This is a genomic window from Streptomyces hokutonensis (genome assembly GCF_000376565.1).
In the GTDB taxonomy this organism is placed as follows: Bacteria; Actinomycetota; Actinomycetes; order Streptomycetales; family Streptomycetaceae; genus Streptomyces; species Streptomyces hokutonensis.
Genome location: NZ_BARG01000089.1, coordinates 40,459 through 54,900 on the forward strand (window position 1 = coordinate 40,459; position 14,442 = coordinate 54,900).

The following is a 14,442-nucleotide window of genomic DNA, read 5'->3' on the forward strand; positions in this document are numbered from 1 at the left end:
CCTCAGAGCTTCATCAGGCTGGCGTCGTCGACCGAGGCCGAGTGGCGGGAACGGAACAGCGACACGATGATCGCGAGCCCGACCACGACCTCCGCGGCGGCGACGACCATCGTGAAGAAGGCGATGACCTGACCGTCGAGGTTGCCGTGCATCCGGGAGAAGGTGACGAACGCGAGGTTGCAGGCGTTGAGCATCAGCTCGACGCACATGAAGACGACGATCGCGTTGCGCCTGATCAGTACGCCGGTGGCGCCGATCGTGAACAACAGGGCGGAGAGATAGAGGTAGTTGACGGGGTTCACTTCGACGCCTCCTCGGTCCGCTTGAGGTTCGCCGGTTCGATCGCGGTCCGCTCCAGACGCTCCTCGGCGCGCTGCTCCAGGGCCCGCAGATCGTTGAGCGCCTCGCTGGACACGTCACGGATCTGACCGCGGTCGCGGAGCGTCTTGCTGACCGTGAGCTCGGACGGGGTGCCGTCGGGCAGCAGGCCCTGGACGTCCACCGCGTTGTGCCGGGCGTAGACGCCGGGGGCCGGGAGCGGCGGGACGTGCTTGCCCTCGCGGACGCGCTGCTCGGACAGCTCGCGCTGGGTCTTGGGCCGCTCGGTGCGCTCGCGGTGGGTGAGCACCATGGCGCCGACGGCGGCCGTGATCAGCAGGGCGCCGGTGATTTCGAAGGCGAACACGTACTTGGTGAAGATGAGGGCGGCCAGGCCCTGCACATTGCCGTTCGCGTTGGCCGTGCTCAGGCCGTCGAACTGGCTGAGGGATGCGTTGCCGATGCCCGCGACCAGCAGGATGCCGAAGCCGAGCCCGCAGAGAAGGGCCAGCCAGCGCTGGCCCTTGATGGTCTCCGTCAGGGAGTCGGCGGCCGTGACGCCGACCAGCATCACCACGAAGAGGAACAGCATCATGATCGCGCCGGTGTAGACGACGATCTGGACGACGCCCAGGAAGTAGGCGCCGTTGGCGAGGTAGAACACCGCCAGGATGATCATGGTCCCGGCGAGGGAGAGGGCGCTGTGCACGGCCCTCTTCATGAGGATGGTGGACAGGGCGCCGATCACCGCGACCGTGCCGAGGACCCAGAACTGGAAGGCCTCGCCGGTGGAGGTGGAGTAGGCGGCGGCGAGCTGGGGGCTCATGCTTCCACCCCCTCCTCCTCGGGCTTCTCGCCCTTGGAGACGGCCACTTGGGGCACCGTGCCGGGTGCGGCCTCCGTCACCAGGCCCCGGTAGTAGTCCTGTTCGGTCATCCCCGGGTAGATGGCGTGCGGGCTGTCGACCATGGTGTCCTCGAGGCCGGCCAGCAGCTGTTCCTTGGTGTAGATGAGGTTGGCGCGGCTGCTGTCCGCCAGTTCGAACTCGTTGGTCATCGTCAACGCGCGCGTGGGGCACGCCTCGATGCACAGGCCGCACAGGATGCAGCGGGCGTAGTTGATCTGGTAGACGCGGCCGTACCGCTCGCCCGGCGAGTAGCGCTCCTCGTCGGTGTTGTCGGCGCCCTCCACGTAGATGGCGTCGGCGGGGCAGGCCCAGGCGCACAGCTCGCAGCCGACACACTTCTCCAGGCCGTCCGGATGGCGGTTGAGCTGGTGCCGTCCGTGGAACCGGGGGGCTGTGGTCTTCTGCTGCTCCGGGTACTGCTCGGTCAGCCGCTTCTTGAACATGGCCTTGAAGGTCACGCCGAAGCCGGCCACGGGGTTCTGGAAACCGGGTGTGGTCTCCTTGGGCTCCTCAGCCATCGGACGCCTCCTTTCCATCCAGAGATCCGTCACTGCCAGTATCCGAGCCACCACTGACAATCAGCTCCCGCTCGCGTCGCGAGGGGCGCCGAGGCACCGGCGGCAACTCCTGTCCCGGCAGCGGCGGTACGGGGAATCCGCCCGCCATCGCGTCGAACCCGGCGGGTTCCTCGGCCAGTTGCGCGTCCTCCTTGGCCTTCTGGCGGAACATGTCCGCGATGAAGGACAGCAGGAGCAGAGCGAGCACACCGCCGACGATGTAGAGGGTGATGTCGGCGAAGTCGTAGTTCTGGTTCCTGAGGGTCCGTACGGTCGCGACGAGCATCAGCCAGACCACGGAGACCGGGATGAGGACCTTCCAGCCGAGCTTCATCAACTGGTCGTACCGCACGCGCGGGAGGGTGCCGCGGAGCCAGATGAAGAAGAACAGCAGCAGCTGGACCTTGACGACGAACCAGAGCATCGGCCACCAGCCGTGGTTCGCGCCCTCCCAGAAGGAGCTGATCGGCCACGGGGCCCGCCAGCCGCCCAGGAAGAGCGTGGTCGACACCGCGGAGACCGTCACCATGTTCACGTACTCGGCGAGCATGAAGAGCGCGAACTTGATGGACGAGTACTCGGTGTTGAAGCCGCCGACCAGGTCGCCCTCGGACTCCGGCATGTCGAAGGGGGCGCGGTTGGTCTCGCCGACCATCGTGATGACGTAGATGATGAAGGAGACCGGCAGCAGGATGATGTACCAGCGGTCGTGCTGTTGTTCAACGATCGTCGACGTGGACATCGACCCGGAGTAGAGGAACACCGAGGCGAACGCGGCGCCCATGGCGATCTCGTAGGAGATCATCTGCGCGCAGGAGCGCAGGCCGCCCAGGAGCGGGTAGGTGGAGCCGGAGCTCCAGCCCGCCAGGACGATGCCGTAGATGCCGACCGAGGCGACCGCGAGGATGTAGAGCATCGCGATCGGCAGGTCGGTGAGCTGCATCGTGGTGCGGTGGCCGAAGATCGACACCTCGTTGTCGGCCGGCCCGAAGGGGATGACCGCGATCGCCATGAAGGCCGGGATGGCCGCGACGACCGGCGCGAGGATGTAGATCACCTTGTCGGCGCGCTTGACGATGAGGTCTTCCTTGAGCATCAGCTTCACGCCGTCGGCGAGCGACTGGAGCATGCCCCAGGGGCCGTGCCGGTTGGGGCCGATGCGCAGCTGCATCCAGGCGACGACCTTGCGTTCCCAGACGATCGAGAACAGCACGGTGATCATCAGGAAGGCGAAGCAGAACACCGCCTTGACGACGACCAGCCACCAGGGGTCGCGGCCGAACATCGAGAGGTCTTCCGCGGCGAGGTACAGATTGCTCATGCCTCCACCTCCTTGGGGGCCTCGCCCGCGAGCGTGGCCGGGCCGATGCGGACGAGTGCGCCGGGCAGCGCCCCGGTGTCGGAGGCGACGCCCCCGCCGGTGGAGTTCAGCGGGAGCCAGACCACGCGGTCGGGCATCTCCGTGATCAGCAGCGGGAGTTCGACGGTTCCGGAGGCGCCGGTCACGGCGAGGGTGTCGCCGTCCTTGACGCCCGCCTCGGCGGCGGTTGCGGCCGACACGCGCGCGTGGGCGGCGTGCCGGGTGCCGGCGAGGGCTTCGTCGCCCTCCTGGAGGGCACCCTGGTCGAGCAGCAGCCGGTGCCCGGCGAGCACGGCCTCCCCGGCGGCGGGCCGGGGCAGTACGCCCGCGGTCTCCAGCGGTTCGGTGGCCCGCGGTCCGTCCCAGGCACCGAGCCGGTCCAACTCCGCGCGCGTGGTGCGCAGATCGGGCAGTCCCAGGTGGACGTCCATGGCGTCGGCCAGCATGTGCAGGACGCGCGCGTCGGTGGGGGCGAGGGTGCGGGTCATCTGGTCGGGCTTGAGCGCGGCGTCGAAGAAGCGCACCCTGCCCTCCCAGTTGAGGAAGGCGCCCGCCTTCTCGGCGACCGCCGCGACCGGGAGAACGACATCCGCGTGTTCGGTGATCTCGCTGGGCCGCAGTTCGAGCGAGACCACGAAGCCGACCTCGTCGAGTGCCGCACGCGTGCGTGCCGGATCGGGCAGGTCGCCCGGCTCCACACCGGCGACGAGCAGCGCCCGCAGTTCACCGCCGGCGGCGGCCTCGACGATCTGGCCGGCGTCGCGGCCGTAGCGGTGCGGGAGTTCGGCGACACCCCAGGCGGCGGCGACCTCCTCACGCGCGCGTGGATCGGTCGCCGGGCGTCCGCCCGGCAGCAGCGACGGCAGCGCCCCCGCCTCGATCGCGCCGCGCTCCCCGGCCCGGCGTGGAATCCACACCAGCCGGGCACCGGTCGCGGACGCGGCCCGTACGGCGGCGGTGAGGCCCCCGGCGACGGCGGCCAGCCGCTCTCCTACGACGATGACCGCGCCCTCGGTGCGCAGCGCCTCGGAGGCGCGGGCTCCGTCGTCCTCCAGGCCGACCCCGCTCGCGAGCGCGTCCAGCCACTCGGTCTCGGTGCCGGGAGCGGCCGGCAGCAGCGTGCCGCCCGCCTTCTCCAGCCCGCGCGTGGCGAACGTGGCCAGCGAGAACACCCGCTGCCCATGTGTGCGCGAGGCCTTGCGCAGCCGCAGGAAGACGCCGGGCGCCTCCTCCTCGGACTCGAACCCGACCAGCAGGACGGCGGGCGCCTTCTCCAGGGAGGTGTACGTGACGCCGTTGCCGTCGAGGTCCCGGCCGCGGCCCGCGACCCGGGCGGCCAGGAAGTCGGCCTCCTCGCTGCTGTGCACGCGCGCGCGGAAGTCGATGTCGTTCGTGTCGAGCGCCACGCGCGCGAACTTGCTGTACGCGTAGGCGTCCTCGATGGTGAGCCGGCCGCCGGTCAGGACACCGGTGCGGCCCCGCGAGGCGAGCAGTCCCTGGGCGGCGATCTGCAGCGCCTCCGGCCAGGAGGCGGGGACGAGTTCGCCCTCGGGGTTGCGGATCAGCGGCGTCTCCAGCCGGTCGCGCTGCTGCGCGTACCGGAAGGCGAAGCGCCCCTTGTCGCAGATCCACTCCTCGTTGACCTCGGGGTCCACGGCCGCCAGGCGCCGCATGACCTTGCCGCGACGGTGGTCGGTGCGGGTCGCGCAGCCCCCGGAGCAGTGCTCGCACACGGAGGGTGTGGAGACCAGGTCGAAGGGGCGGGAGCGGAATCGGTACGCCGCCGAGGTCAGAGCGCCCACCGGGCAGATCTGGATGGTGTTCCCGGAGAAGTACGACTCGAAGGGGTCGCCCTCACCGGTGCCGACCTGTTGCAGCGCGCCGCGCTCCAGCAGCTCGATCATCGGGTCGCCCGCGATCTGGTTGGAGAACCGGGTGCAGCGCGCGCACAGCACGCACCGCTCGCGGTCCAGCAGCACCTGGGTGGAGATCGGGACGGGCTTCTCGTAGGTCCGCTTCCTGCCTTCGAAGCGGGAGTCCGCCTGGCCGTGCGACATCGCCTGGTTCTGCAGGGGGCACTCGCCGCCCTTGTCGCAGACCGGGCAGTCCAGCGGGTGGTTGATGAGGAGCAGTTCCATCACACCGTGCTGGGCCTTCTCGGCCACGGGCGAGCTGAGCTGGGTCTTGACGACCATGCCGTCCGTGCACGTGATCGTGCAGGACGCCATCGGTTTGCGCTGGCCCTCGACCTCGACGATGCACTGACGGCAGGCGCCGGCCGGATCGAGGAGAGGGTGGTCGCAGAACCGGGGGATCTCGATGCCGAGTTGCTCGGCGGCGCGGATGACCAGGGTGCCCTTGGGCACACTGATCTCGGCGCCGTCGATCGTCAGCGAGACGAGATCTTCCGGCGGGACCGCCGCCTCCCCTCCACCGGAGGGAGCGCTCGTGGTCACCGTCATGCGTTCACCTCCGTGCGGTCGGCCCAGGCCGTGGACTTGGCCGGGTCGAAGGGGCAGCCCCGGCCCGTGATGTGCTGCTCGTACTCCTCGCGGAAGTACTTGAGCGAGGAGAAGATCGGCGAGGCGGCGCCGTCGCCGAGGGCGCAGAAGGACTTGCCGTTGATGTTGTCGGCGATGTCGTTCAGCTTGTCGAGGTCGGACATCGCGCCCTTGCCGGCCTCGATGTCGCGCAGCAACTGCACGAGCCAGTACGTCCCTTCGCGGCACGGTGTGCACTTGCCGCAGGACTCGTGGGCGTAGAACTCGGTCCAGCGGGTGACGGCACGCACGACGCAGGTCGTCTCGTCGAAGCACTGCAGAGCTTTTGTGCCGAGCATGGAACCCGCGGCACCCACTCCTTCGTAATCAAGAGGGACGTCGAGGTGCTCGTCGGTGAACATCGGCGTGGAGGACCCGCCCGGCGTCCAGAACTTGAGGCGGTGCCCGGCGCGCATCCCGCCGCTCATGTCGAGCAGTTGGCGGAGTGTGATGCCGAGCGGCGCCTCGTACTGACCGGGGCTGGTGACATGGCCGCTGAGCGAGTAGAGCGTGAAGCCCGGAGACTTCTCGCTGCCCATCGACCTGAACCATTCCTTGCCTTTTTGCAGAATCGCGGGAACTGACGCGATCGACTCAACGTTATTCACGACAGTCGGGCACGCATAGAGGCCCGCGACGGCGGGGAAAGGGGGACGGAGCCGCGGTTGACCACGGCGGCCTTCGAGCGAGTCGAGCAGTGCGGTCTCCTCACCGCAGATGTACGCGCCGGCGCCCGCGTGCACGGTGAGCTGCAGGTCCAGGCCACTGCCCAGGATGTTCTCGCCGAGGTAACCCGCCGCGTAGGCCTCACGCACGGCCTCGTGCAACCGCCGCAATACGGGGACGACTTCACCACGCAGATAGATGAAGGCATGCGAAGACCTGATGGCGTAACACGCGATGACAATGCCCTCGATGAGGCTGTGCGGGTTCGCGAAGAGGAGCGGGATGTCCTTACAGGTTCCGGGCTCCGACTCGTCGGCGTTGACAACTAGATAGTGTGGTTTTCCATCCCCTTGGGGAATGAATTGCCATTTCATTCCGGTCGGGAAGCCGGCGCCACCGCGACCGCGCAGACCGGAGTCCTTCACATAGGCGATGAGGTCGTCCGGCGACATCGCGAGCGCCTTGCGGAGCCCCTCGTATCCCTCGTGCCTTCGGTACGTGTCCAGAGTCCAGGACTCGTCCTCGTCCCAGAAGGCCGACAGCACGGGTGCGAGCAGCTTCTCGGGGCTGTGGTCTTTCAGTTCGGGTGCCAAGGTCATCACTCCCCCTCCTCGGCTACAGGCCCCGCCGGGTGGGCGGGGTCGGAGGCCGACGTGTCCTGCGGCGCATCGTGCGAACTGAGGTGCTCGGCCGGCGACTGGTCCTGCGGCGCTCCGGAGCCGCGCGGATGGACCACGCGCGCGGGTGCGGTCTCTCCCCTGGCCAGGCGGAGGCCCACCAACGACGCGGGTCCCGCACCGCCGCTCGCCCCGACGGCCCCGGGCCGCTCGTCGGGGAAGCCGGCGAGGATCCGCGCGGTCTCCTTGAAGGTGCACATCGGCGCCCCGCGCGTGGGCTCCACGGGTGCGCCCGTGCGCAGGTCGTCGACGAGACGCCGGGCGCTGGCGGGGGTCTGGTTGTCGAAGAACTCCCAGTTGACCATCACCACCGGCGCGAAGTCGCAGGCCGCGTTGCACTCGATGTGCTCCAGGGTGACCTTGCCGTCGTCGGTGGTCTCACCGTTGCCGACGCCCAGGTGCTCCTGCAGGGACTCGAAGATGGCGTCGCCGCCCATCACCGCACACAGCGTGTTGGTGCAGACCCCGACCTGGTAGTCGCCGCTCGGCCGGCGCCGGTACATCGTGTAGAAGGTCGCGACGGCGGCGACCTCGGCCGTGGTCAGCTCCAGCAGGTCCGCGCAGAACTGCTGCCCCGTGCGCGTGACATGGCCTTCCTCCGCCTGCACGAGATGCAGCAACGGCAGGAGGGCCGAGCGGGAGTCCGGGTAGCGGGCGATGATCTCCCGCCCGTCGGCCTCCAGCCGGGCCCGGACGTCGTCCGGGTAAGCGGGCGCGGGCAGTTGGGGCATGCCCAGGCTGACGCCCTGCTCCGAAGAACTGGTGGTCACCGGTCGACGCCTCCCATCACGGGGTCGATGGACGCGACGGCGACGATGACGTCGGCGACCTGGCCGCCCTCGCACATCGCCGCCATGGCCTGAAGGTTGGTGAAGGACGGGTCCCTGAAGTGGACCCGGTAGGGGCGGGTGCCTCCGTCGGAGACGGCGTGCACCCCGAGTTCGCCCTTGGGCGACTCGACCGCCGCGTACGCCTGTCCCGGCGGGACGCGGAAGCCCTCGGTCACCAGCTTGAAGTGGTGGATCAGGGCCTCCATGGAGGTACCCATGATCTTCTTGATGTGGTCGAGCGAGTTGCCCAACCCGTCCGGTCCCAGCGCGAGTTGGGCGGGCCAGGCGATCTTCTTGTCGGCGACCATGACCGGCCCGGGCTGCAGCCGGTCCAGGCACTGCTCGATGATCCGCAGCGACTGGCGCATCTCCTCCAGGCGGATGAGGAAGCGGCCGTAGGAGTCGCAGGTGTCGGCGGTCGGGATGTCGAAGTCGTAGGTCTCGTAGTCGCAGTACGGCTGCGCCTTGCGCAGGTCGTGCGGCAGACCGGTGGAGCGCAGGATCGGCCCTGTGGCGCCGAGGGCCATGCAGCCGGCCAGGTCGAGGTAGCCGACGTCCTGCATACGGGCCTTGAAGATGGGGTTCCCGGTGGCGAGCTTGTCGTACTCGGGGAGGTTCTTCTTCATCTTCTTCACGAACTCGCGGACCTGGTCCACCGCGCCGGGCGGCAGGTCCTGGGCGAGTCCGCCGGGGCGGATGTACGCGTGGTTCATCCGCAGGCCCGTGATGAGCTCGTAGATGTCGAGAATCATTTCACGATCACGGAATCCGTAGATCATGATCGTGGTGGCGCCGAGTTCCATACCGCCGGTGGCGATGCACACCAGGTGGGAGGACAACCGGTTCAGCTCCATCAGGAGCACCCGGATGATCTTCGCCCGCTCGGTGATCTGGTCCTCGACGCCGAGGAGTTTCTCGACGGCGAGACAGTAGGCGGTCTCGTTGAAGAAGGACGTCAGATAGTCCATGCGCGTCACGAACGTGGTGCCCTGCGTCCACGTGCGGTACTCGAGGTTCTTCTCGATACCGGTGTGCAGGTAGCCGATGCCGCAGCGGGCCTCGGTGACCGTCTCGCCGTCGATCTCCAGGATGAGGCGGAGCACACCGTGCGTGGAGGGGTGCTGGGGCCCCATGTTGACGACGATGCGCTCGTCGTCGGCCCGGGCCGCGGACTGGACGACCTCGTCCCAGTCGCCACCGGTGACCGTATATACGGTGCCCTCGGTGGTCTCGCGCGCCGAAGCGGCCGAAGCGGATGCTGACTGCGTGCTCACGAGTACGACCTCCGCTGGTCCGGAGCCGGGATCTGGGCGCCCTTGTACTCGACGGCGATGCCGCCGAGGGGGTAGTCCTTGCGCTGCGGGTGGCCCGGCCAGTCGTCCGGCATCATGATCCGCGTCAGCGCCGGGTGACCGTCGAAGACGATGCCGAAGAAGTCATAGGTCTCGCGCTCATGCCAGTCGTTGGTCGGATAGACGGAGACCAGCGACGGGATGTGCGGATCGCTGTCCGGGGCGCTGACTTCGAGGCGGATCAGCCGGTTGTGGGTGATCGAGCGCAGGTGGTAGACGGCGTGCAGCTCGCGGCCCTTGTCGTGCGGGTAGTGGACCGCGCTGACGCCGGTGCAGAGTTCGAAGCGCAGGGCCGGGTCGTCGCGCAGGGTCTGGGCGACGCGGACCAGGTGCTCGCGTTCGATGTGGAAGGTGAGTTCGCCGCGGTCGACGATCGTCCTGTCGATCGCGTTGTCGGGCAGCAGGCCCTGTTCCTCCAGGGCGCCCTCCAGTTCGTCGGCGACCTCGTCGAACCAGCCGCCGTAGGGCCGGCCGGACGCTCCCGGGAGGCGGATCGAGCGGACCAGGCCGCCGTAACCCGAGGTGTCGCCGCCGTTGTTGGCACCGAACATGCCGCGCTGGACGCGGATCTCCTCACCTCCGTCGCCGCGCTGACCGGGGAGGTTGGAGCCACTCAGATCCTTCTCCGGGTTGGCTCCGTTGGTGCCGTTCGCGTCACTCACCGCAGCAGGCCCTTCATCTCGATGGTGGGCAGTGCCTTGAGCGCCGCCTCCTCCGCCTCGCGGGCCGCCTCCTCGGCGTTCACGCCGAGCTTGGAGGACTGGATCTTCTGGTGGAGCTTGAGGATCGCGTCCATCAGCATCTCGGGCCGTGGCGGGCAGCCCGGGAGATAGATGTCGACCGGGACGATGTGGTCGACGCCCTGCACGATCGCGTAGTTGTTGAACATGCCGCCCGACGAGGCGCAGACCCCCATGGAGATCACCCACTTGGGGTTCGGCATCTGGTCGTAGACCTGCCGCAGCACCGGCGCCATCTTCTGGCTGACCCGGCCCGCGACGATCATCAGGTCCGCCTGGCGGGGTGAGCCGCGGAAGACCTCCATGCCGAAGCGCGCCAGGTCGTACCGTCCGGCGCCGGTCGTCATCATCTCGATGGCGCAGCAGGCGAGTCCGAACGTGGCGGGGAAGACGGACGCCTTGCGCACCCAGCCCGCGGCCTGCTCGACGGTGGTGAGCAGGAAGCCGCTCGGCAGCTTTTCTTCGAGTCCCATGAGTTAAAGGCCCCTCAGTCCCATTCCAGGCCGCCGCGCCGCCATACGTACGCGTACGCGACGAAGACGGTGAGCACGAAGAGCAGCATCTCCACGAGCCCGAAAACACCCAGGGCGTCGAAGGTGACGGCCCAGGGGTAGAGGAAGACGATCTCGATGTCGAAGACGATGAAGAGCATCGCCGTCAGGTAGTACTTGATGGGGAAGCGCCCGCCGCCGGCCGGCGTGGGGGTCGGCTCGATGCCGCACTCGTACGCTTCGAGCTTGGCCCGGTTGTAACGCTTCGGACCGATCAGCGTGGCCATGACCACGGAGAAGATCGCAAAGCCTGCCCCGAGGGCTCCCAGTACGAGGATGGGCGCATACGCGTTCACCGCTCCTCGCTCCTCTCAGTCGGCACTGACTGCTGGCGATGGCGTCGGACTCACACCCACCTCACACACTCGGCAACTCCCGCCCGTCCCGGCGAAGATCGCGAACATGTGAAGCAGGTCACAAGCCCAACCGCTCCGCATCTTATGCCCGTCGCTCTGTGATCTGCGACACGGGGTATTACACAAGCTTTGTGATCTCCACCACCCGGCGAAGGATCATCACGTCGAGTGAGCGGCGATCTTCACACGTGAAGCGCCCACGCGATCACCGGACGTGACATTTGCGCTCGTCACCGCAGGCCGAGAGCGGCGTCTCCATATCAAGAGACTTCTCTTGCATGCAAATTGGAGTTGGACGCGACGGCTTGATAGTGGGAGCCCGTTCACACGTCGGAAGGAGTCGCGCGGCACGGTGTGGACGCGTGCACACATTCACGAAGTCGACCGCTCGCGGTACCCACGCGAGACGCGAGCATTCCGGTAACCGTTCCGTGACCTCCGCCACACTCATGAGAGGCGCATGAGAACCGGGCTTGGCCACCTGTCCCAACCGGTGGTAGGCGGCGGGCAATTCGGGCGTAACGACGAAAGGCCGTGATCACCGGCCTGATCGCCCAGGTCCGCAATGTCCGTTACGGCGTCAATAAGGAACGAGGCACCCGAAGTTCGTGGTGCCCGTTGAACAATTGTGGCGCAGCACACGTTTCTTGAAGGTATGGAGGAGCCCCTGATACCGGTTGGTCTCATGTCCCACACCGCTCACATACGCAGCCACCGGAAACCCCGCCGCAGCGCGACGACGAACATCGCCGTGCGTGCCGGAGTTGCCGGTGGCGTTCTCAGCATGGCGGCGGCGGGCGCGGCCTCGGCCAACGCGGCCGAGACGACGCAGACCCTGCAACTGCCCACCCTGACGGCCGATCTGTCCACCCAGGTCGCACAGTCCGCCGAAGCCACCCAGCAGGCCGCGGCCAACTACCAGCTGCGCGCCGAGCGCGACGCGGCTGCCGCAAACGCCGCGAAGCAGGCGAAGGCGGACCTGGCGGACGCCAAGAAGAAGGCGGAGGCGAAGAAGAAGGCCCAGGAGGACGCCCGTAAGGCCGCTGCGGAGCGCGCCACGTCCCGCAGCACCGAGCGGACCACCCTGGCCGCTTCCACGGGCAGCAGCACGTCCACGAGCTCTTCCACGGCCACGGGTTCGGCCGCGGCTGTCGTGGCGTTCGTGAAGGCGCAGATCGGCAAGTCCTACGTCCTGGGTGCCACCGGCCCCAGCGCCTACGACTGCTCCGGGCTCGTCGGTGCCGCCTTCAAGCAGGTCGGCATCAGCCTGCCTCGCGTCTCCCAGGACCAGTCGACCGCCGGTACTCAGGTGTCCCTGAGCAACCTTCAGGCCGGCGACATCCTGTACTGGGGCAGCGCGGGCAGCGCGTACCACGTCGCGGTGTATGTGGGCGACGGCATGTTCGTCGGTGCGCAGAACCCCTCCACCGGCATCGTGGAGCGGCCGCTGTCCTACGACCCGCCGACCGGCGCGGTGCGGGTGCTCTGAGCCCGCGCACGACGCCGTGAGCATGGGACCGTTGCCTCGGGGGCAGCGGTCCCCTCGGCGTACCCGGCGCTCCCCCTACCGGAGTTCGCGGCCCTCCTGAAAGGCTCTTCTCCCAAGGTTCTCAAGTTCGGCTTACCAGACAGCCGGACGCCAAACCCGAGGAGAGCAAGTCGTGCCACGTGTCTTCGTCCAGGGAAGTCCCGTCGACTCCTACCCCCGCCCCGCACCCGAGGCCGGGCGCGGCAACGTGCGCCGCGTCACCGAGGTCGGCGAAGAGGTCCTGCACCGGCCGAGCCGGGACGTCACCGAGTTCGGGCCCGACCTCGCCGCGCTCATCGACGACATGTTCCTCACCATGTACGTCGCCGACGGAGCCGGCCTCGCGGCCAATCAAGTGGGCGTGGATCTGCGCCTGTTCGTGTACGACTGCCCCGACGACGACGGTGTCCGACATGTCGGGCACATCGTCAACCCGGTGCTCGACGTGCTCGACCCCGCCGGGCGCCGGCTGCTCGACGAGGGTGAGGGGTGCCTGTCGGTGCCGGGCGCGGTGATGGACGTACCGCGTCCGGACCGGGCCGTGGTGCGCGGGCTCGACAAGGACGGCAACGCGCTTGTGATCGAGGGCACAGGCTACTTCGCGCGCTGCCTCGCCCATGAGACCGACCATGTCGACGGACAGGTCTATCTGGACCGGCTCTCCAAGCGGGACCGCAAGGAGGCGCTGCGGCAGGTAGCGGACCGGCGGGACGAGGTGTTCGCCCGCCGGGCCGCCAAAATCAAAGCCCTGACGCCCTAGTCACGCCTTCGGCGCCACCTTGCTCAGCCCGTTGATGATGCGGTCCATCGCGTCGCCGCCCGTGGGGTCGGTGAGGTTGGCCAGCATCTTCAGGGTGAACTTCATCAGCAGGGGGTGCGTCAGGCCGCGCTGGGCCGCGATCTTCATGACCTTCGGGTTGCCGATGAGCTTCACGAAGGCGCGGCCCAGCGTGTAGTAGCCGCCGTAGGTGTCCTTGAGGACCTGCGGGTAGCGGCGCAGGGCCAGTTCGCGGCTCGCGGGGGTGGGGCGGGCGTGGGCCTGGACGATGACGTCGGCGGCGATCTGGCCGGACTCCATGGCGTAGGCGATGCCCTCGCCGTTGAAGGGGTTCACCAGACCGCCGGCGTCGCCGACCAGCAACAGGCCCTTCGTGTAGTGGGGTTGGCGGTTGAAGGCCATGGGGAGGGCGGCACCGCGGATCGGGCCGGTCATGTTTTCGGGGGTGTAGCCCCAGTCCTCGGGCATGGACGCGCACCAGGCCTTCAGGACCTCGCGCCAGTCCAACTCCTTGAAGGAGTCGGAGGTGTTGAGGACACCCAGGCCGACGTTCGAGGTGCCGTCGCCCATGCCGAAGATCCAGCCGTAGCCGGGCAGGAGGCGGTCCTCGGCGCCGCGGCGGTCCCACAGTTCCAGCCAGGACTCCAGGTAGTCGTCCTTGTGACGGGGGCTCTCGAAGTAGGTCCGCACCGCGACACCCATCGGGCGGTCCTCGCGGCGGTGCAGGCCCATCGCGAGGGAGAGGCGGGTGGAGTTGCCGTCGGCGGCGACCACCAGGGGCGCGTGGAAGGTGACTTCGCGTTTCTCCTCGCCGAGCTTGGCGTTGACGCCGGTGATGTGGCCGGTGCGCTCGTCGATGATCGGGGCACCGACGTTGCAGCGCTCGTAGAGGCGGGCGCCCGCCTTCTGGGCGTTGCGGGCGAGCTGTTCGTCGAAGTCGTCGCGCTTGCGGACGAGGCCGTAGTCCGGGAAGGAGGCGAGTTCCGGCCAGTCCAGCTGAAGGCGGACGCCACCGCCGATGATGCGCAGGCCCTTGTTGCGCAGCCAGCCGGCCTCCTCGGAGATGTCGATGCCCATGGCCACGAGCTGCTTGGTGGCGCGCGGGGTGAGGCCGTCGCCGCAGACCTTCTCGCGCGGGAACTCGGTCTTCTCCAGGAGGAGGACGTCGAGTCCGGACTTGGCGAGGTGGTAGGCGGTGGCGGAGCCGGCTGGCCCCGCGCCGACGACGATCACATCGGCGGTGTTTTCGGAGAGGGGCTCGGTCACGGCGGGATCTCCCCAA

14 protein-coding genes are annotated in these 14,442 nt (G+C 68.4%); 2 read left to right on the top strand and 12 right to left on the bottom strand.

What is annotated here, in order from left to right; all coding sequences use genetic code 11:
* Positions 1–2: 2 nt before the first annotated feature.
* The 11 genes from nuoK to SSP08S_RS45340 are packed head-to-tail and all read right to left on the bottom strand — an operon-like array spanning position 3 to position 10,794.
* Positions 3–302: an NADH-quinone oxidoreductase subunit NuoK gene (gene nuoK / locus SSP08S_RS45290; RefSeq protein WP_019074282.1), complete on the bottom strand. Its 300-nt coding sequence runs from the start codon at positions 300–302 to the stop codon at positions 3–5.
* Positions 299–1,144, bottom strand: coding sequence for an NADH-quinone oxidoreductase subunit J (locus SSP08S_RS45295; RefSeq protein ID WP_019074283.1), 846 nt, complete (start codon positions 1,142–1,144; stop codon positions 299–301). The genes nuoK and SSP08S_RS45295 overlap by 4 nt, the downstream gene beginning before the upstream one ends.
* Complete coding sequence (nuoI, locus tag SSP08S_RS45300; RefSeq protein WP_019074284.1) at positions 1,141–1,743, bottom strand: NADH-quinone oxidoreductase subunit NuoI; 603 nt, start codon at positions 1,741–1,743, stop codon at positions 1,141–1,143. The genes SSP08S_RS45295 and nuoI overlap by 4 nt, the downstream gene beginning before the upstream one ends.
* Positions 1,736–3,103 (bottom strand): NADH-quinone oxidoreductase subunit NuoH, encoded by a 1,368-nt coding sequence (nuoH, locus tag SSP08S_RS45305; protein ID WP_019074285.1) that lies wholly within the window; start codon positions 3,101–3,103, stop codon positions 1,736–1,738. The genes nuoI and nuoH overlap by 8 nt, the downstream gene beginning before the upstream one ends.
* Positions 3,100–5,604, bottom strand: a complete 2,505-nt coding sequence (locus SSP08S_RS45310; protein WP_019074286.1) for an NADH-quinone oxidoreductase subunit G — start codon at positions 5,602–5,604, stop codon at positions 3,100–3,102. Before SSP08S_RS45310 ends, nuoH begins: the two co-directional genes overlap by 4 nt.
* The gene (nuoF, locus tag SSP08S_RS45315; RefSeq protein ID WP_019074287.1) at positions 5,601–6,947 is read right to left on the bottom strand and encodes an NADH-quinone oxidoreductase subunit NuoF; all 1,347 of its coding nucleotides are present in this window, start codon (positions 6,945–6,947) and stop codon (positions 5,601–5,603) included. The genes SSP08S_RS45310 and nuoF overlap by 4 nt, the downstream gene beginning before the upstream one ends.
* Positions 6,947–7,795 (bottom strand): NADH-quinone oxidoreductase subunit NuoE, encoded by an 849-nt coding sequence (gene nuoE / locus SSP08S_RS45320; RefSeq protein WP_019074288.1) that lies wholly within the window; start codon positions 7,793–7,795, stop codon positions 6,947–6,949. Before nuoE ends, nuoF begins: the two co-directional genes overlap by 1 nt.
* Complete coding sequence (locus SSP08S_RS45325) at positions 7,792–9,129, bottom strand: NADH-quinone oxidoreductase subunit D (RefSeq protein WP_019074289.1); 1,338 nt, start codon at positions 9,127–9,129, stop codon at positions 7,792–7,794. The genes nuoE and SSP08S_RS45325 overlap by 4 nt, the downstream gene beginning before the upstream one ends.
* Positions 9,126–9,869, bottom strand: coding sequence for an NADH-quinone oxidoreductase subunit C (locus SSP08S_RS45330; RefSeq protein ID WP_019074290.1), 744 nt, complete (start codon positions 9,867–9,869; stop codon positions 9,126–9,128). The genes SSP08S_RS45325 and SSP08S_RS45330 overlap by 4 nt, the downstream gene beginning before the upstream one ends.
* Positions 9,866–10,420 carry a NuoB/complex I 20 kDa subunit family protein gene (locus SSP08S_RS45335; protein ID WP_007383964.1) on the bottom strand — a complete coding sequence of 185 codons (555 nt, stop codon included), beginning with the start codon at positions 10,418–10,420 and terminating at the stop codon, positions 9,866–9,868. The genes SSP08S_RS45330 and SSP08S_RS45335 overlap by 4 nt, the downstream gene beginning before the upstream one ends.
* Before the next feature lie 14 nt (positions 10,421–10,434).
* Complete coding sequence (locus tag SSP08S_RS45340; protein ID WP_007383963.1) at positions 10,435–10,794, bottom strand: NADH-quinone oxidoreductase subunit A; 360 nt, start codon at positions 10,792–10,794, stop codon at positions 10,435–10,437.
* Positions 10,795–11,539: 745 nt separating this feature from the next.
* On the opposite strand from SSP08S_RS45340, the gene SSP08S_RS45345 reads away from it, so the two are divergent.
* Both SSP08S_RS45345 and def read left to right on the top strand, forming a co-directional pair.
* Entirely contained in the window at positions 11,540–12,343 is an 804-nt protein-coding gene (locus SSP08S_RS45345; RefSeq protein ID WP_019074291.1) for a C40 family peptidase, read from the top strand.
* 172 nt (positions 12,344–12,515) lie between these two features.
* Positions 12,516–13,142, top strand: a complete 627-nt coding sequence (gene def / locus SSP08S_RS45350; RefSeq protein ID WP_019074292.1) for a peptide deformylase — start codon at positions 12,516–12,518, stop codon at positions 13,140–13,142.
* Here def and SSP08S_RS45355 read toward each other — a convergent pair whose 3' ends face one another.
* On the bottom strand, positions 13,143–14,426 hold the full coding sequence (locus tag SSP08S_RS45355) for a geranylgeranyl reductase family protein (protein WP_019074293.1): 1,284 nt from the start codon (positions 14,424–14,426) through the stop codon (positions 13,143–13,145). It lies immediately after the preceding gene.
* Between the last annotated feature and the right edge of the window lie 16 nt (positions 14,427–14,442).